The sequence below is a fragment of the Phytoactinopolyspora mesophila genome, assembly GCF_010122465.1.
Lineage (GTDB): Bacteria > Actinomycetota > Actinomycetes > Jiangellales > Jiangellaceae > Phytoactinopolyspora > Phytoactinopolyspora mesophila.
Genome location: NZ_WLZY01000004.1, coordinates 330,807 through 348,655, shown reverse-complemented (window position 1 = coordinate 348,655; position 17,849 = coordinate 330,807). Strand labels below are relative to the sequence as shown.

General features: G+C 65.7%; 15 protein-coding genes, 1 tRNA gene and 1 riboswitch. Of the genes, 8 read left to right on the top strand and 8 right to left on the bottom strand.

The window, feature by feature from the left end:
• Positions 1 to 236: 236 nt before the first annotated feature.
• Positions 237 to 935, top strand: coding sequence for a class E sortase (locus F7O44_RS13980; protein ID WP_162450855.1), 699 nt, complete (start codon positions 237 to 239; stop codon positions 933 to 935).
• Between the two features lie 301 nt (positions 936 to 1,236).
• Here the strand turns inward: F7O44_RS13980 and F7O44_RS13975 are convergent, their stop codons facing one another.
• From F7O44_RS13975 to F7O44_RS13955, 5 genes are all read right to left on the bottom strand, one after another.
• Entirely contained in the window at positions 1,237 to 1,521 is a 285-nt protein-coding gene (locus tag F7O44_RS13975; protein ID WP_162450854.1) for a ubiquitin-like small modifier protein 1, read from the bottom strand.
• 8 nt (positions 1,522 to 1,529) lie between these two features.
• A complete protein-coding gene (thrC, locus tag F7O44_RS13970) occupies positions 1,530 to 2,807 on the bottom strand; it encodes a threonine synthase (protein WP_162450853.1) in 1,278 nt (425 codons plus the stop codon).
• Positions 2,808 to 2,822: 15 nt separating this feature from the next.
• A riboswitch (SAM riboswitch) is annotated at positions 2,823 to 2,934 on the bottom strand.
• Positions 2,935 to 3,056: 122 nt separating this feature from the next.
• Entirely contained in the window at positions 3,057 to 3,848 is a 792-nt protein-coding gene (gene otsB / locus F7O44_RS13965; RefSeq protein WP_162450852.1) for a trehalose-phosphatase, read from the bottom strand.
• Entirely contained in the window at positions 3,832 to 4,434 is a 603-nt protein-coding gene (locus tag F7O44_RS13960; RefSeq protein WP_162450851.1) for a LytR C-terminal domain-containing protein, read from the bottom strand. The genes otsB and F7O44_RS13960 overlap by 17 nt, the downstream gene beginning before the upstream one ends.
• A gap of 140 nt (positions 4,435 to 4,574) precedes the next feature.
• Positions 4,575 to 4,877, bottom strand: a complete 303-nt coding sequence (locus tag F7O44_RS13955; RefSeq protein WP_162450850.1) for a DUF3263 domain-containing protein — start codon at positions 4,875 to 4,877, stop codon at positions 4,575 to 4,577.
• A gap of 119 nt (positions 4,878 to 4,996) precedes the next feature.
• Between F7O44_RS13955 and F7O44_RS13950 the strand changes: the two genes are divergently transcribed.
• Complete coding sequence (locus tag F7O44_RS13950; protein WP_162451042.1) at positions 4,997 to 6,394, top strand: trehalose-6-phosphate synthase; 1,398 nt, start codon at positions 4,997 to 4,999, stop codon at positions 6,392 to 6,394.
• Between the two features lie 18 nt (positions 6,395 to 6,412).
• Here F7O44_RS13950 and F7O44_RS13945 read toward each other — a convergent pair whose 3' ends face one another.
• Entirely contained in the window at positions 6,413 to 6,697 is a 285-nt protein-coding gene (locus F7O44_RS13945) for a hypothetical protein (RefSeq protein ID WP_162450849.1), read from the bottom strand.
• Between the two features lie 331 nt (positions 6,698 to 7,028).
• On the opposite strand from F7O44_RS13945, the gene F7O44_RS29430 reads away from it, so the two are divergent.
• Entirely contained in the window at positions 7,029 to 7,721 is a 693-nt protein-coding gene (locus F7O44_RS29430) for a hypothetical protein (RefSeq protein WP_187361319.1), read from the top strand.
• A 233-nt stretch (positions 7,722 to 7,954) separates the two neighbouring features.
• On the opposite strand, the gene F7O44_RS13935 is transcribed toward F7O44_RS29430, so the two are convergent.
• Positions 7,955 to 8,695, bottom strand: coding sequence for a GntR family transcriptional regulator (locus F7O44_RS13935; RefSeq protein ID WP_222851349.1), 741 nt, complete (start codon positions 8,693 to 8,695; stop codon positions 7,955 to 7,957).
• 174 nt (positions 8,696 to 8,869) lie between these two features.
• Here F7O44_RS13935 and F7O44_RS13930 point away from each other — a divergent pair, with 174 nt between their 5' ends.
• From F7O44_RS13930 to F7O44_RS13915, 4 genes are all read left to right on the top strand, one after another.
• Positions 8,870 to 10,462 carry a family 10 glycosylhydrolase gene (locus tag F7O44_RS13930; protein WP_162450848.1) on the top strand — a complete coding sequence of 531 codons (1,593 nt, stop codon included), beginning with the start codon at positions 8,870 to 8,872 and terminating at the stop codon, positions 10,460 to 10,462.
• A gap of 218 nt (positions 10,463 to 10,680) precedes the next feature.
• The gene (locus F7O44_RS13925) at positions 10,681 to 11,067 is read left to right on the top strand and encodes a hypothetical protein (RefSeq protein ID WP_162450847.1); all 387 of its coding nucleotides are present in this window, start codon (positions 10,681 to 10,683) and stop codon (positions 11,065 to 11,067) included.
• Positions 11,068 to 11,297: 230 nt separating this feature from the next.
• Positions 11,298 to 13,694, top strand: coding sequence for a protein translocase subunit SecD (gene secD, locus F7O44_RS13920; RefSeq protein WP_425501392.1), 2,397 nt, complete (start codon positions 11,298 to 11,300; stop codon positions 13,692 to 13,694).
• Between the two features lie 213 nt (positions 13,695 to 13,907).
• A tRNA-Thr gene (locus F7O44_RS13915) sits at positions 13,908 to 13,984 on the top strand.
• A 38-nt stretch (positions 13,985 to 14,022) separates the two neighbouring features.
• Here the strand turns inward: F7O44_RS13915 and F7O44_RS13910 are convergent.
• Entirely contained in the window at positions 14,023 to 14,655 is a 633-nt protein-coding gene (locus F7O44_RS13910) for an RNA polymerase sigma factor (protein WP_162450846.1), read from the bottom strand.
• Between the two features lie 186 nt (positions 14,656 to 14,841).
• Here F7O44_RS13910 and F7O44_RS13905 point away from each other — a divergent pair, with 186 nt between their 5' ends.
• Positions 14,842 to 17,841, top strand: coding sequence for an AfsR/SARP family transcriptional regulator (locus F7O44_RS13905; RefSeq protein ID WP_162450845.1), 3,000 nt, complete (start codon positions 14,842 to 14,844; stop codon positions 17,839 to 17,841).
• Positions 17,842 to 17,849 lie beyond the last annotated feature (8 nt).

Here is a 17,849-nt window from a genome sequence, read left to right as displayed (position 1 = left end):
ATGGAGCTAGCCGATAGTGCTACTAGCCGCCCAGGGGACGCTAGCAGATTTCGCCATATCGTCCATCCCCATCCGGGAAGATTCCGGATCTTCCAACGCCGAGCGCCCGATTTCAGCGATCTGTCCCGGCTTGCGCCGCGGCGCCACGGCAGGCGAACCAAGAATGATCGCATTCTCCGGTGCGTTGTCGATCAGTGGGTTTAATCAAGATGCGTCTCCCGGGTTAAGCTCATGCCATGCATCGCAAGGCACGGCGGGGGCGCCGACGCGCACCGAAACGCAGCCCCGTAGCTGTCATCGCTGGCGCGCTGGGGGAGCTCATGCTGACCGCCGGCGTTGTCGTCCTGCTCTTTGTCGCGTACACGCTCTGGGGCACCGGGCTCCAGACGGCGGCTGCGCAGAACGATCTCCGCAATCAGTTCGAGTTGCAGATCGATACCGAGGACGAAGCCGAAGAGGTTTACGACGGCCTCGAGCTCGGCGACGCCTATGGCATCCTGCGCATCGAACGTTTCGGGGAGAACTGGGAACGGATCGTCGTCGAGGGCGTCGAGGATGAAGATCTGAAGAACGGGCCCGGACGGTATCCGGACAACGCCCACCCGGGAGAGCTCGGAAACTTCGCCATTGCTGCCCACCGCTCCGGGCACGGCGAGCCGTTCGCCAAGTTCCCCGAGCTACACGAAGGCGACATCATCGAGATCGAGACCGCCAAAGGCATCTACCGCTACGAGCTCGACACCGCACCCAACGGGCACCCGGACGGCAACAAAATCGGGATTCGTGACAGCTGGGTCGTCGACCCAGTACCGGGCGAGCCCCGCAGTACGGAACCAACCGAAGCCCGCCTGACGTTGACCACCTGCTGGCCTCGATGGGGATCATCCCACCGGATGTACGCCAGCGGAGTCCTGGTCGACGCTGAGGAGCGATAGACAGATATGTACGCGTGGGTGTGGCGTCACCTACCCGGCCCCTGGCCGGTTCGCCTGGTGACCTTTCTTATCTTGATCGTCGGAATCATGGCTGCGTTGTTCTTCTGGGTCTTTCCCTGGGTTGAGGAGACCTTCGAGATCAACCGAGTGACGGTCGGCTAACCGAGCGCGGACCGCCGCCCAACACTCCCACCCACCAACGCAAAATGATCACGTTTGGTGGGTTTTCTCGCGCGTCATCAGGCCCGCAGGCATGGTGAGGCCCGAGAAGACCTACCAAACATGATCATTCAGGAGCGCGTCAGCCGCCGGCGACGGCAGGAATAACGGCGACCTTGGTCCCGGACGGCGTCGGCGTCTTCAGCCCCGAAGCGAAGCGCACGTCATCGTCATTGACATAGACGTTGACGAAACGCCGGATCTCCCCCGTGTCGTCGAGAATCCGCGCCTTGATTCCCGGGTAAGCGGCATCGAGGGCCTCGACCACATCGGCCAGCACGGCATCATCTGCCACGTCGACAGAGACGTCTGCCTCACCCTTCGTGTAGGTACGCAGAATCGTGGGGACTCGAACAGCAACACTCATGGCTCTCTCTATGCCTCCGGGACGAGGGTGTGGAACGCCTCGGTAGTCGGTGCGATGGTGCCGGCCGGCCCGACCACGGGCGCGACCGCGTCGAGGGTCTTCAAGCCCTCTCCGGTATTGAAGATAACCGTTTCGGCGTCCGGGTCGAGTTTGCCCTCGCGCAGCAGCTTGGCGAGGACCGCGACGGTGACACCACCCGCGGTCTCGGCGAAGATCCCTTCGGTGCGCGCCAGCAGGCGAATACCCTCCACGACCTCGTCGTCGGAGACATCGGCGACAGCTCCGCCGGTGCGCCGGCTCACGTCCAGGACGTACGGACCGTCGGCAGGATTGCCGATCGCCAGCGATTTCGCGATGGTGTCGGGCCGAACGGGCCGGACGACGTCGTGGCCCTCGCGGAATGCCGTCGAGACCGGCGAGCATCCGGTGGCCTGCGCGCCGAAGATGGCCGGTTGCTCGCCCTCGACCAGGCCGAGTTTCACCAACTCGTGGAAAGCTTTGTCGACCTTGACCAGCTGCGCCCCGCTGGCCACCGGGATGACGACCTGCTGCGGCAAGCGCCAACCCAGCTGCTCGGCGGTCTCATATCCGAGCGTCTTCGACCCCTCGGCGTAGTACGGACGGACGTTGACGTTCACGAACGCCCAGTCTTCGTGCTGACCGGCCAGCTCCGACGCAAGCCGATTGACGTCGTCGTAGTTGCCCTCAACCGCCACGAGAGTGGTGCCGTAAACGGCGCTGGTGATGACCTTCTGCTGCTCGAGGTCGCTCGGAATGAACACAAAGCTGCGGATCCCGGCGCGGGCAGCGGCGGCAGCAACGGCGTTCGCCAGGTTTCCGGTGGACGGACAGGCGAGCACCGTGAAGCCCAGCTCACGCGCTGCGGCCAGCGCCACGGCCACGACCCTGTCCTTGAAGGAGTGGGTGGGATTGGCGGCGTCGTTCTTCACCCAGAGCGCCTTCAGGCCGAGCTCACGCCCGAGATTGTCAGCTCGCAAGAGTGGCGTGAAGCCCGGCTCGGTGTTCGGGATGCTCGCCACGTTTTCCGGCACGGGTAGCAGATCCCGGTACCGCCAGATCGACTTTGGTCCGGATTCAATTCGCTCGCGCGTCACGGTGCCGTAGTTGTAGGCAACTTCCAGCGGCCCGAAGCACTCCATACACGCGTAATGCGGGCCCAGCTCAACTGTCGCCGCACACTCACGACATGAAAGGTGGGTGGCTCGGCCCAGATCAGGGCCGTCCGCACGGGCCTTTCCGGCGACGGGCGTCTCGGTGATGGTCATGATCTCGGAGATACCTCCTCATCTTTCCCGCATGGTCAGCGGGCCGGACTTGGCACCTAACCCGCCGGATTGCGGGTGGTTGCCGGGGCTTCACCGGGCCGGTCCCTCTGCCCCCTCTGGATGAGTACTGCCCAGAAGCGTACGTGGTGTGTAACGGGGTCTCGCAGAACTGTTCACCATGTGAGACAAAAGTGTCTTACATGGTGGATGGCTTAGCTGCGCCGGACGACTGCCCAGCCGTTATGCCGGTTACAGCAACAGTGAGCGCAGGGCGCGCTGGACACCTTCTGGGCCCGGAACCACGAGATCCGCCGCCTCCCGCAGCTCGGTTGCTACCTCGGTGCCATCGCTGCAGATGATCACACCCAGCATGCCGTCAGCCTCGAGAGCACGGACCGCCTCAATGGCCGGAAGATCACCCAGGTCGTCGCCGCCGTAGACGACGGCCGCGGCACCTGCTTCAGCCGCGAGCTGTCGCACCGCCACACCTTTGTCGGCGCCTCGCGGACGTAGCTCAAGAACGAAACGGCCAGGTGTGACCTGAAGGCCGGTGTCCTCAGCTATGGCGGACACCAGCGGCCGGAGGTCTTCCAGACTCGCGGCGGGATCGGGGGCACGGCGGGTGTGCACCGCCACCGAGTGGCCTTTGTCCTCGATGGCGGTTCCCGGCCGCTGCGCCACCAGTTCGGCGACACGAACCCTTGCCTCGTCCACCGCGCTGTCCGAGCTCGGCGTCTCCAGCCGGCCGCCCATCCAGCGTTCGAGCCCGTAGTGGCCGCACACAACCAGCCCGGGCACATCAGCCAATCCGCCCAGTTGGACGGCATCGGACGCCGGCCGGCCGGTCACGATGGCCACCTGGGCCACCCGCGGGCTGATCTGGGTCAGCAACTCCGCTGTACCCGGCAGCGCCCTGGCATCCTGCGGCCGCTCGACAATCGGTGCCAGTACGCCGTCGAAGTCCAGAGCGAGAAGTGTTTGCGCCAGGCGTGGCCGGAGTGATTCCCGGACAACCGCGACGGCGTCATCCATCGACGACATCGGAGTAGTCCTCGACCAGCACGATAACCAACCGGGTTTGGTTCACGCCCTCGAATGTCGGCTCGACCCTGCCTATCTCGGGGAACTGCCGCGACAGCGCCTGGGCCTGCTCTTCCATGCCCGGCGGGTAGTACACAGTGGTGGCAGGGACATTTCCCTCAAAGCCACTCGTGGCCGCGACCTCCCAGCCGCCGGCTTCCAGCCGCTCCTGGGCGCGCAGCTCGAGACCCTGAACAGCCGTCTGGTTGGCGATCCCCACTGGCGAGCGCAGCTCCGGCGGCGCCGTGGTTGGTTCGGGATCGGGCTCTTCACCATTCTCGTTCTCGTCGCCGGATTCGCCGGCGTCCTCACCTGACTCGTCGGCCTCGGGGTCGGCCGGATCGGTCGGTTCACCCGTAGGCTCGTCGTCCTCGTCGGCGGGATCCTCTTCGAACTCAGGATCGTCACCGACCACGATGTCGCCGAGATCGTCTCCCGTACCGTCACCGGTGTTGTCACCGAAGATGAACAGCAACACGAGCACGACACCAACGGTGCCCAGGAGCGCCACCAGGGACGGCCAGGCTCGGTCAAGACGTTCGCGCATCGTCACGGGATGTATAGCCTACGTCGGGCGGGCATCTACGTCACCTCGAATGCTCGCCAGTGTCACGGGGCACCAGGTTCATCGTCACGGCCGACGTCCAGTGGAGGCCTTCCGGTGAAGCGTGCCCGGCGCGCTTGGTTTCACGCCTCAGCCGCAAGCCGACGGGCGGATCGCGCACGTGTACGCGATGACCTCAACCGGCGCAGCCGCTTGACGAGCATGGGGTCGTGCGCGAGCGCCTCCGGCCGATCGATCAGCGCGTTGAGCACCTGGTAGTACCGGGTGGCCGTCATGTCGAAGCGCTCCCGGATCACCTGTTCTTTCGAACCGGCGTACTTCCACCACTGCCGTTCGAACTCGAGAATCTCACGCTCCCGTGGATCGAGCGCGTCCGACGAGGCGGCGTTCATGGGCATGTCGGCAACAGCTTCCATGCGGGCCATGGTAAGCACAAGCCCGCTCCGAGCCATGTTCCGACACCGCCGAAAGGCCGAAGTGCGGCACCCGAGCACCCAACCGGCGTCACGGCCAGCTACCGTAGAACGGACGAGGAGGCCACGTGGTGGATATCGGAAAGAGTAGCTTCGTCGTTGTTGCCAATCGGCTCCCGGTCGACCGGGTGACGCCCCGTGACGGGCCCACCAGCTGGAGACGGAGCCCAGGCGGCTTGGTCACCGCACTGGCGCCGGTCATGCGCTCCTTCGATGGAGCGTGGGTCGGCTGGACCGGATCCCGTGACGATGCGCCGGCGCCCTTCTCGACTGACGAGATGGATCTGATCGCGGTGCCGTTGTCGGCGGAAGAGATCGCGCTGTACTACGAGGGGTTCTCCAACGCGACGCTGTGGCCGCTTTATCACGACGTGATCGTGGCCCCGGAATACCACCGCGAGTGGTGGGAGGCGTACCGACGGGTCAACGAACGTTTCGCCCGGGCCGCGGCCGACGTCGCGGACCACGGCGCCATCGTGTTCGTCCAGGACTACCAGCTTCAACTGGTGCCGAACATCCTGCGCCAGCTGCGGCCGGACCTGAAGATCGGGTTCTTCCTGCACATTCCATTTCCGCCTGGGGAACTCTTCGCCCAGTTGCCATGGCGACGGCAGATCCTCGAGGGCCTGCTCGGCGCGGACCTGGTCGGCTTCCAGCGCGAAGGGGCGGCTGACAACTTCATCGGCCTCGCCGAGCGCTACACCGATGCCACCGCCGGCGACCGTCAAGTCGTCACGGCCGACGGCCGCACCGTGCTGGCCCGTTCCTTCCCGATCTCCATCGACGTCAGCGAAATCACCCAGCTCGTGTCCGACCCCGATGTCCAGGCCCGAAGCGATCGGATCAGATCGGAGGTCGGCTCTCCGAAACACATCCTGCTCGGTGTCGACCGGCTGGACTACACGAAGGGAATCGGGCACCGGCTCAAGGCCTTCGATGAGCTCTTGGCCGGAGCGGATGTCACTCCCGACGAAGCCGTCATGGTCCAGGTGGCTACTCCCAGCCGGGAGCGGGTCGAGGCGTACCAGACGTTACGCGACGACATCGAACTGCAGGTCGGCAGGATGAACGGCGAGTACGGCACCATCGGCCAGCCGGCCGTGCACTACTTACATTCGTCCTACGAGCGTGCCGAACTGGTCTCGTTGCTCCGGGCGGCCGATGTGATGGTCGTGACGCCACTGCGTGACGGCATGAACCTCGTGGCCAAGGAGTACGTCGCTGCCCGGACGGATCTGGGCGGAGCGCTGGTGCTGTCCGAATTCGCCGGAGCGGCGGATGAGCTGAGCGACGGCGCGTTCCTCGTCAACCCGCACGACATCGACGGGCTGAAGCGCGCCCTGCTTGCCGCCATGCGACTCGACGCCGCCGAAGCCACCCAGCGGATGAAACTGCTCCGCGAACGGGTACTCGGCAATGACATCACTCGCTGGGCTCAGAATTTCCTCGACACGTTGCGAGCGGTCTAAAAGCCGCTCGGGCACGCGTCAAGAGCGCCCTTGCTCGCCTTCTTCGGGATCCTGTTCGGTGTAGGCCAGCCACGCCTGCGTGTCCGCAACATCCAGCGGCCCTGCGGTGGGCTCGACTACTGGATCCGTCTGGTCGATGGAGCCGAGTTGAGCCTCCGCCTGCTCCACCCTGGCGAGTTCGTCTCTGGCCAACGTCACCAAGTGCCGCAAGCCGACCGCGCCGAACCTATCCCGCACCGTCTTCACCGCATCGAGCACCATTGGATCGACCTCTGGCCGAGCTGGATCAGACCCTTGCATCATTTGAACGCTCCCTCGTCGTCGGCGCTACCCAACGGTCCGAAAGCTGGACCGCCCGCTTGCACGCGGCCTCTAACCGTAACGCGTCATTCCGGCGCACGATGGTGCCGGACGCACCAGTGGGGCCGAAACTGTGAGGGCTCTCACGCGGCCGCAAAGCGGGCAAAAGTTGACGAAAAGGCCATCAAATCAAGATCAATAGTCTCACTCGCGGCAGGCCGCCGTGACAGCTTGAGCACACATCAAGCAAGATGTGCAGCGTACAGGCCAAATGATACGGGGGTACAGGCGGCCGTTTTCATCAGCTCGCCCGACTCTCTTCCACGGTGGTCGTTTGTTCCCTCGCAGGTTCGCCCTTGTCCGACACGTCGATTACACCGGCATCTCCGGCGTCGGCGTGGTTGCGTACGGTGTGGTGTTCTCCGACGGACATGTGGCACTCCGGTGGTGCTCGGAGCATCCCGCGACCAGTCTGTGGAATTCGATCGACGACGTGCTCGCCATCCACGGACACGGCGACGCGACCAGCGTCCAGTGGATCGACGACACGACCGATCGGCTTCAGGAGGCGATGGAGATGCTGGGAGCGAGTCCAGGCAGGCGCGCTCGACGTGCACCGCAGCGCGAGGACTCGCCTAGCTACACCACCCGTCCGGTGGAGTTAAGGGACCAGAGCACCGAACTCTACGATCAGTCCGCCGAGTCCGACGACGAGCCAGACGCATCACACGAGCCCTCTTCGGCCGCCTACTCGCCGCCGGACAACGAGTCCACTGCCCAATCCGGCCCGTTCGACTATCAACCGGTCGACGCTGCGCCGCCACCTCCGCCACCTCCTAGCGGACAGCCACACACACACCGTCCGGCGCCGCACTGGCATTCGCACTCAGGGGTGCCCGAGCAGACGCAGGAAAGTCCCACCTCCATGCCTCAACGCGATGACCCGATAGTGCCACCGCAGCGCAGTTCCGGCGGCAAGCACCGCAAGCGAACTGAACCAACGGAGGAGTCAGCGGGTCGTCGCTGACCTCGCCGGGCCGACACAGTCCCGCGCTACCGCACGGCTGAGAACCCGCGTGAACAACGGCGCCGGTTCTAAGAGGCCGCGCAGAATGGGGCGCCTGATAGTGAGCGGGGTCGGGCGCCTGGATGGCAAGGCGGCGGAGGGAGTCGCACTGGGTTTGTGCGTCGACTGACGACAACGCCGCCAGCCAGGATGCCCGGGCCTGCGAGCCAGGCGACTCCCATTCTGCGCGGCCTCTAAGCTGAACCAGCCGGATGATCGTCGGTGCGAGCCGGCCGGGCGGGCTGCAGCTCCACCCGGAATTGGTACCGGTCTCCTCGGTATACCGAGCGGACGAACTCGACAACCTGGCCGTCCCGGGCGCGCGAGACTCGTTCGAAGAGGAAAGCCGGCGAGTGCAGCGGCACTTCGAGGATCTCCGACTCACGTTCGTCGGTCACGGTCGCTTCGATCGTCTGCACGCCGCCCGCCAGGTCGATGCCGTACCGCTCGTGCAGCAGCTCGTAGAACGACGCGTCGTCCAGAGCCTCGCCTTCCAGCTCAGGCACCACCCGTGCGGGCACATGCAACGTCTCCACAGCCATCGGAGCGTCGTCGGCCAGCCGTAACCGCACCACCCGCATCACGAGTTCTCCAGAGGAGATCTCGAGACGTTTGGCCAGCTTGGGGCTGGCCGTGAGCTCGCCAGCGTCCAGTGTGCGACTGGATGGGACGTTGCCGCGTTGGCGCATGTCTTCGGAGAACGACGTGACGGCAAGTCCCTGCGCGATCTTCGGACCGGCAACGAAGGTGCCCGCCCCGTGCTTGCGTTTCAGCCGCCCCTCACGCACGACCTCCTCGATCGCGCGGCGCAGCGTCATCCTCGCGACGCCGAATTCGGGCGCAAGCGTGCGCTCCGGAGGAAGGGCATCGCCGACGTCCATCTCCGCGATGAGATCCAGAATCTTGTCTCGGATCGAGTGATACTTCGTTGCCACGTTGCCCTCCGAAGTTAGCTGGTCGCATTCTTCCAGGCTGACTCAAGTTTTGCAGGCCCGCCTGATCCGTTGCCCCGATTCGAATCGTTCTCCGGCTGGCTCTAGACGTACCCGGTCCCTATAGTCCACACTGTGGACGGGATATTGGTCTAGTCCACTTGGGAGGCTCCCTCCATGGCACGATCACTCCGAACCCCTCGAGCGCTCGCTACCGCAGGAGCAGCGATCAGCGGCTTGCTGATCGGCACGATCGCCGCGCCGTCGTCCGCGGCAGAGCCTGACGACCCACCTGAACAGTGGCGTAGCTACTGGGTCGACGCTTTCAATCCGGGAATCTACAACCCGGACCAGGTTGAGAAGCTCGTCGACGACGCGCTGGCGGTGAACGCCAACGCGCTCATCGTCCAGACCGCGCGGCGTTACGACTGCTTCTGCAACCGCGCCCTCTACCCACGCACCGACGCGGCCATCGACCCCGCGCCGTACGATCCGCTGGACGAGATCATCGAGGCGGCGCACGCCGCCGGCCTCGAGGTCCACGCCTGGGTCAACGTCAACACGATGTGGAACCTCGCCACGCCGCCGAGCTCACCGGACCATGTCTTCAATCAGCACGGTCCTGATGCCGAAGGTGCGGACCGCTGGCTGAACAAGAAGGAGGACGGCACCGAGTTCCAGGGCAACAACGCCTACATCGACCCTGGGCACCCGGACGCCGTCGACTACATCGTCGAGGCCATCCAGAGCATCGTCACCGAGTACGACGTCGACGGCATCAACCTCGACTACGTCCGCTACCCGGACTTCAACTCCTCCACTACGCACAGCGACTGGGGCTACAACGAGGTCTCCGTCCAAAGGTTCCAAGAGGCCACCGGTCGCGACGACGTGCCGGCCGCCTCCGATCAGGACTGGAACGACTGGCGCCGCGATCAAGTGAGCAACCTCGTGCGCAAGATCTATCTGGGCATGTGGGAGGTGGACCCGTCGGCACGGCTGACCATGGATGCCATCACCTACGGCTTCGGCCCGCAATCGGTCGGTGGCTGGGAACAGACCCGCACTTATGCGGAGGTCCTGCAGGACTGGAAGGGCTGGCTGGAGGAAGGGATCATGGACACGGTCGTGGCCATGAACTACAAGCGCCAGTGGATGCCCGACCAGGCCCAGATGTTCACTGAGTGGAACGAGGTCCTGGCCGACTGGCAGGGCGAGCGGCAGTCGGTCTCTGGTCCCGCGCTATATCTCAACGAGATCGAGGACAGCCTCGAGCAGGTCCACGAACTACTGACTCCGACCGAAGCCGGAAACACCGTGGTCGGCTGGAGCGGGTACTCGTACGCCAACGCGAGCCTCACCGCGGCCGGTAGCTCTGACCAGGCGGTCAAGAACGCCGAGCGTGACGCACTCACGGAGGCATTGACCGAAGGACCCGACGCGCCCTTCGCAGATCCGGCCACGGTGCCGTCCATGCCCTGGAAGGACGCGCCTGAGGACGGCCACATCACCGGCGCACTCGTCACCCGGAGCGGAGAGGCGCTCGACCAGGTCGAGGTGAGACTCCGGCCGTTGACCGGCGGCGGGGAGCGGCTGACACGCACCACTGACGGTTCGGGCTGGTTCGGCTTCGCGCATGTGCCGGACGGCCGCTACCTGGTCCAGATCGACCTGCCCAAGGGCATCGTCGGCAAGCCCGTCACCCAGGTGCAGGTGCGCAACGGCGAGATCGCCGATGCCGACTTCGCACCGCTGATCAGGGTCCGATAGACCGCAGAGTCTCGGCGACCAGGTGACCGCTGCCCTCGTCGCCGATCGGCCCCGCGAGGCCGGGATCGCTCGTTCCCCGAGTGGTCCCGGCCTCGAAGGCGGAGGTGGGGTGCCTGGGCGCAGCACCTGTCCGTGCCACCCCACCTACGGCTCTGTGGCGTGGGCTGCCCGAGGTGTATGGTGAAGGGCGCCAACGTGAGCTAGGGAGGTTCAGCGCCGTGCTCCATCCGCGCGCCTCTCGACGGCTGCAACTGCTCGCTCGCGCCATTCCCGCCGTGTTGCTGACCGGCTTGTTCATGGTGATCACCGGCGGCGTCACCGCATCGGCGACGCCGGCCCGGGAGCTTTCTCCGGAGACCTACCAAGGGACGTCCAGCACCGCCGCATTGGCCGGCATCGCCGAGTTCGCCGAACCGGTCGCCAAGGTAGCGACGGTAGCCCCCGAACGTGACGTCGCCGCGCACACTCCCGCTGGGAGCGTGGTGCACCCGCTGGACCTTTACCCGCTGCAGGGGCTGCTGGGCGATCCCGGCCGGACTGACGCGCAGTCGGTGCCGCGCTCCACCGACCACAATCGTGGCCCACCGGTCACTGGACAGCAGTAGACGCCTTAGCCCTGTCCAGCAACGCCCGGAGCCAGCGGTAGCGATCATCTCGCATCGCCTGTGCTCACCCGGGTGGCATCCCATGGAGATTCCCTGTGGAAGGTACGACCGCGTTCTATCTCGTTCTCGCCGTCGTCGCCGCATGCGCGGCCGCGTACTCACTCTTCCGGCACCGGGCGGCCAAGAAAGGCGACCGCTCTGTCACCGAAGGCAGCCGCGTTCTGCGCGTGGTGCTCGCCTTCTTGCTGCTGGGAGCCTCCGCTTGGGTCACCATGACGGCCTCACCGAACCTCGGACTCGACCTCGAGGGCGGCGCCCAGATCACGCTCGAGGCCCAGGACGCGCCCAATGTCGAGGCCAACTCCGAGAACACCGACAGGGCCGTCGAGGTACTGCGGCGCCGGGTCGACGCGCTGGGTGTCTCCGAGCCGTCGCTGTCCCGCTCCGGTGAGAACCGGATCATCGTCGAACTGCCTGGTCTCGAGGACCCCACGGAGGCCTCGGAGGCACTCGGCCAGACCGCACAGCTGACGTTCCATCCCGTCCTGGGCTACGGCCAGATCAACGGGGAGGCAGAGGATGAGGCCGTCGAAGACGACGGCGACGAGGCCTCGGACGAAGACGCCAACACCGACGACGACGCCAGCGAAGACGATGCCGACAACGGCGCGGCTGAGAACGGCGTCACCGACGACCATTTCGACCCCACCGCGGAGCGGATCGAGATCGAGGACGAGCGCGGCGGCCCCATCGTGATCGCCTCCTCCGCCATGACCGGTGAGGAAGTGTCCAGCGCCAGCGCCCAATTCGATATCGCGCAGTTCGACGGCTGGTACGTCGACATCAACTTCACCGGCCGGGGCGGCAATGTCTGGGCCGACTTGACTGGCGACGCCGCTTGTTTTCCGGAGGGAGACCCACAGCGGCGGATCGCGATCGTTCTCGATGAGGAAGTCATCTCCTCACCACGAGTCATCGGAGCAGCCTGTGACATCGGGCACCGCGGCGGCACATCGGTCATCACTGGCGATTTCAGCAGGGAGTCCGCCGAAGAGCTTTCCGCGCTGATCGAGGGTGGCGCGCTGCCGCTGCCGGTCGAGGTGATCGAACAGCGCGTCGTCGGCCCGACACTCGGTGACGCGGCCATCCGGGCCAGCGCCTGGGCGGCGGCCATCGGTATCTCCCTGACGGCGTTGTTCATCATCGTCAGCTACCGGTTGGTCGGTCTGATGGCCGTCGGCGCCCTGATCGGATACGCCGCGATGGCCTACGGAGCACTCACCGCCCTCGGCGCCACGTTGACCCTGCCTGGCCTGGCTGGATTCGTGCTGGCCATCGGTATGGCGGTGGACGCCAACGTGCTGATCTTCGAAAGAGCACGAGAGGACTATGTCGACGGCGAGGTGAAGAGCCTGCGAAACGCTGTGCCCAGCGGCTTCAAGAAGGCCATCTCAGCCATCGCCGACTCGAACGTCACCACGTTGCTGGCGGCGATCCTGCTGTTCTTCCTCGCCTCCGGGCCGGTGCGAGGCTTCGGTGTCACGCTGACCATCGGTGTCCTGGCATCGCTGCTATCCGCCCTGGTGCTCAGCCGGGCGCTGGCCGACTGGCTGATCCGTCAGCGCTGGGTGCGGGTCCGGCCCACCATCAGCGGTCTGGCGAAACACGGGCGCATCCGGCTATGGCTGCGTGAGCGCAGCCCGGACATCATGAAGCACACCCGCCGGCTGCTCGCCGCCTCCCTGATCGCGATCATCGTGGCAGGTGCCGGCATCGCGATGCGCGGGCTCAACTTCGGTATCGAGTTCACCGGCGGCCGCCTGGTGGAGGTCGAGCCCGCGGAGGTGGTCGACATCGACGACGCCCGCGATGCCGTCACCGCGCTCGGCTTCCCCACCGCGATCGTCAACGAGTCCGGAGCCGCCGGTGAGGACGCCATCTCGGTACGCACGGTCGAGATGAGCGACACCGAAGCCCGCGAGATCATCGACGCGATCAGTGAACTCGGCAATGGCGGGCAGATGCTCCGCGACGAGCTCATCGGCCCCAGTCTGGGCTCAGAGCTCCAGCGCAACGCTCTGATCGCGTTGGGTATAGCGCTGGCCGCCCAACTGTCATATCTGGCGATCCGGTTCCGCTGGACCTTCAGCGCCGGTGCGGTCACGGCGCTGTTCCAGAACGTCGTGGTTGTTGTCGGCGTGTTCGCCTGGCTCGGCAAACCGATCGACGGGATCTTCCTGGCGGCGATCCTGACCGTCATCGGTTATACGGTCAACGACTCCGTGGTGGTCTTCGACCGGATCCGCGAGATGTGGACCCGGAGACCGGAAGAGAACTTCGCCGGGGTAGCCAACTCTGCGGTGCTGAACACTTTGCCCAGGTCGTTCAACACCGGGTTGAGCACCCTGTTCCCACTCATCGCGTTGTACTTCCTGGGCGGTGACTCGCTGTCGGACTTCGCCTTCGCATTGATCATCGGCATCGTGATCGGAACCTACTCGTCCAACTTCACGTCCACACCACTGGCCGTCGAGCTCGAGACCAAGTACCCAGCGCCCGAACGCGAGGAAAAGCCCAAGGCCGGCGTCGGGGACCGCGAGGACCCGAACTACGGCGCCGTCGTCTGACCCCCACTTCCCCGTGATCGTGAGCGCGTTTCTGTCGTGATCTGGTGATCGTGAGCGCGTTGTGGTCGTCATTCTGCGACAGCAACGCGCTCACGATCACCGGAAGTGGCGGGGCACGGGGAACGGATTGGAGAAGACCCGCCCTGCTCGGGTACCGTTCTCCCGGAGCAGGCTCCACGCGGATGCGCGCCCACCCGGGTGCACGCCGCCCACGCCCGAATAGCTCAGTTGGTCAGAGCAACCGCCTTGTAAGCGGTAGGTCGTCGGTTCGAATCCGACTTCGGGCTCCATAACTGAACGAGACCGAGACCCTCTGGCCCTGGGCCGGTCACGCAGCGGCCGATGAACGGACCCCGGCTGGTTTCACCACGGCACGGCGCGCCGATCCCATCGGTGGCCGGCGTGCTCGTGCCCGCTTCGGAACGGATTGCTGCGTGGGAACACTCGCGCCCGTATCGGCCGCGTCGCCACGCTCGTCGCCGAACTCCTCCCTAAGCAGCACGGCTAGGGCCGCGCGGCCCCGCGCCAACCGGGCCTTGACAGTGCCCACCGGGGCGCCGATCTCCTCGGCCACCTCGCGGGCAGGCATCCCCACCAGGTGATGCAGAACGATGGCCCGGCGCTGTTCTTCCGGGATCTTGCGGAGCGCGGTGACCAGGCTGACATGGTCGAGCGACGGCGGCTGGGTATGTTCGAACTGGCCGTTGCGGGCCAGCGCGCGAAGCCCGTTGCGGCTCTTACGCCAACGGCTGGCTGCGATCCGCCAGGCGACGGTCCGCAGCCACGCGGCGGGGTCGTCCGCACGGGACACCTTAGGCCAGTGTTGCCACGCCCGCACGTAGGCTTCTTGCACGCACTCTCGTGCGTCGTCGATGTTTCCGGTCATCGCATACATCTGGTGCAGTAGCGCGCGGCTTGTCGCGCTGTAGAGCGCCTCGAAGTTCGCTTCCTCGCTGGCCATCGTCGTCCCCGTTACGGCGTCAAATACACCGTTATGGTGCTACTCGGCACCATCGAGGGACTTTCCTGACACTTTCCCCGGCAGCAGCGTGCGGATTAATGGTGATGCGGCGGCAACCGACTGCGGTATCGTCACCACAGGTTTCCCCTGAGGAGACAGCGTTGGCTTGTCCAGGAGTGCGGTCATTTGCAGTTCGAAGTTCTGGGACCAATCCGGCTTCGTGACAACGGCGAGGAAGTGCCGGTGTCCGGGTTACTGCGCCAGACCGTCCTGGCCGTCTTGCTGGCCCGCGCCAACCAGCCGGTCGCGGTAGACACCTTGCTCGGCGCCTTGTGGGGAGAGCAGCCAGAGCCTCGCGGGCACCAGAAGCTCCAGTTGCATATCTACAAGTTGCGCCGCATGCTCGACCGCCCGGAACGGCTCTCGTACAGCTCAGCAGGCTACTGCCTGGAGGTCATGCCCGGAGAGCTGGACTCGGAACGATTCTGCACCCTGATCGACGAGGCCGGCGACGTAGCCGACCAAGATCCCGCGCGTTGTGCCGAGCTGACCCGCAAGGCCTTGAGCTTGTGGCGCGGGACGCCGTACCAGGGCTTGGATGTCACTGATCTGGCGGCGGAGATCGAGCGGCTCGCAGACGTCCGCCTGGTAGCGCTGGAGGAACTGTACGCGGCCGAGCTCCGCTGCGGCCGGAACGCCGGAATCGTCGGTGAGCTGTCTGACCTCGTCCGGCGGCACCCGCTGCGCGAGCGTTTCCACGCACTGTTGATGACCGCCCTCTACCAGGGCGGGCGCCCGGCAGACGCACTGGCTGCCTACCACGGCGCGCGCCATGTGCTGGTCGAGGAACTCGGCCTGGAACCTGGCGCAGAGCTGCGACAGATCGAGCAGCAGATCCTCACCGGCGAGTCGATCCGGCCGGGTACAACGGGGAGTCCGACCACTGAACGACCGGCGCAGCTTCCACACAGTCCCGGAACCTTCGTCGGACGTGCCGCGGAACTGGCCGAACTGGATCGGATCGCGGCTGGAGAATTCGACGAACCGGCGCGCATAGTCACCATCACCGGGACCGCCGGCGTCGGCAAGACCACACTCGCCGTGCGGTGGGCACATCAGATGAGCGAGCGGTTCCCGGATGGCCAGCTCTACATCGACCTGCGCGGCTACGGACCGGACGAACCGATGGCTCCCAACGACGCGCTGGCCCGCTTCTTGCGCGATCTCGGCGTCGAAGGCACGTCCGTCCCACAAGACCTGACCGAGCGCGCCGCCCGCTTCCGTACGCTGGCGGACCAGCGGCGCATCTTGATCGTGCTGGACAACGCCGTGACAGCCGACCAGGTCCGGCCCCTGCTGCCTGGCACACCGACCTGTTTCGTCCTGGTGACCAGCCGTGATTCGCTGGCCGGTCTGACTGTTCGGGAGGGCGCCCGCCGGCTCGATCTCGACCGGATGACCGGCGACGACGCCAGCAGGCTACTCAACGAACTGCTCGACGAGCGGCGCAACGCCGATCCCGAGGCCACCGCCCAACTCGTCGAGCGCTGCGCCCGGCTGCCGTTGGCACTGCGGATCGCCGCGGAACGGATCGGCGAGCGGCGCGGCGTCGGGGTCGCGGATCTGATCGCCGAACTCGATGACGAGCAAGCTCAGCTCGACTTGTTCGACGCCGGTGACGCGCACACATCGGTGCGTTCGGTGTTCTCCTGGTCCTATCGTGAGCTGAGCCCGGAAAGTGCCCGCCTGTTCCGCATGTTCGGCCTGCATCCCGGCTACGACCTCGATGCGCACGCTCTGACGGCACTGATGGGGACCGAAGACCTGCGCGCCACCCGGCGGCTACTGGACGAGCTGGTGCGTGCCCGTCTGGTGGACGAGACTCGGGAGGGTCGCTACCAGCCGCACGATCTCCTGCTGGCGTACGCCGCGGAACTGGCCGGCGAGGTCGACGACGAGGAGTCCCGGCAGACGGCAATCACGAGGCTGTTCGACTACTACCTGCAAGTCGCCTGGACAGCGGTGGATGTCATCGCTCCGCAGCATGTGGAGATGCGCCCCGCCGTGACGAAACACCCGGTCACCGGGCCTGTGTTGTCCACATACCAGGCGGCTCTGCAATGGCTGGAAACGGAGCGGCAGAACCTGTTGTCGGCCGCGGACCGGGCGACCGAATACGGCATTTCCACGTACGCGATCGACATGTCCGCTGTGCTCTGGCGATTCCTGGATGTCGGGTGGCACGTGGACGACGCGCACCGGCTGCACACCCGGGCGCTCGTGGCCGCGCGCGAGCATGCGGACCGGGTTGGCGAGGCACTGGCGTTACGCGCTCTCGGATTGGCCAACCACCGTATGGATCGGTACGAAACCGCCGCCGGCCACCTGCGGCAGGCGCTGGCGTTGCAGGAAGAACTCGGCGACCCGCAATTGCTCGCCACTACGCTCAACTATCTCGGCGCGACCTGTCATTACATCGGCGCCACCACCGAGGCGATCCAGCACCTGGAACGCTCCATCGATCTCTACGGCAAGCTGGGCAACCAGTTCCTACAGACCAAGCCGCTGACCAACCTGGGGCGTATCCACCACCGGCTCGGCCGATACGAGGAGGCTTTCCAAAGCCTCGAGCGAGCGGTGGAGATCGACGAACAGTTCGGGAGTTCGCCGAGCCAGGCCTATATCCTGCTCAACCTGGCAGGTCTACACCGCGATGCCGGCAACTACGACGACGCGCTGCGCTACGCACAGCGGGTGCTGAATCTGGCTCGCGCGAGCGAGATCCACGGCCTGGAAGGTCAGGCACTCGAGCATCTCGGCGCGGTGCACCGGCTGCTCGGCGACTACGAAACTGCCGAGCATCACCACCATGAAGCGCTCGCCTCCGCCCGCGACAACGAGAGCCGGGCCCAAGCGCTCAACGGACTGGGCCTGGCCCATGCGGCGCGAGGCGCTTCGGCCGAGGCGATCCGCTACCATCACGACGCTCTGGCCGTCGCCTCCGACTTCGGGCTGCGTTACGAACTCGCCCGCAGCCACAATGGGCTCGGGGATGCCCACTCCACCCTGGGTGAGACCGAGAAGGCGCTCCAGCATTGGCAGGCCGCACTCGACATCTACCAGGAATTACACGCGCTGGAATCACGAGTCGTGCGGGAGAAGCTGAATCTCTCTCGTGATCATTGATCACGGGG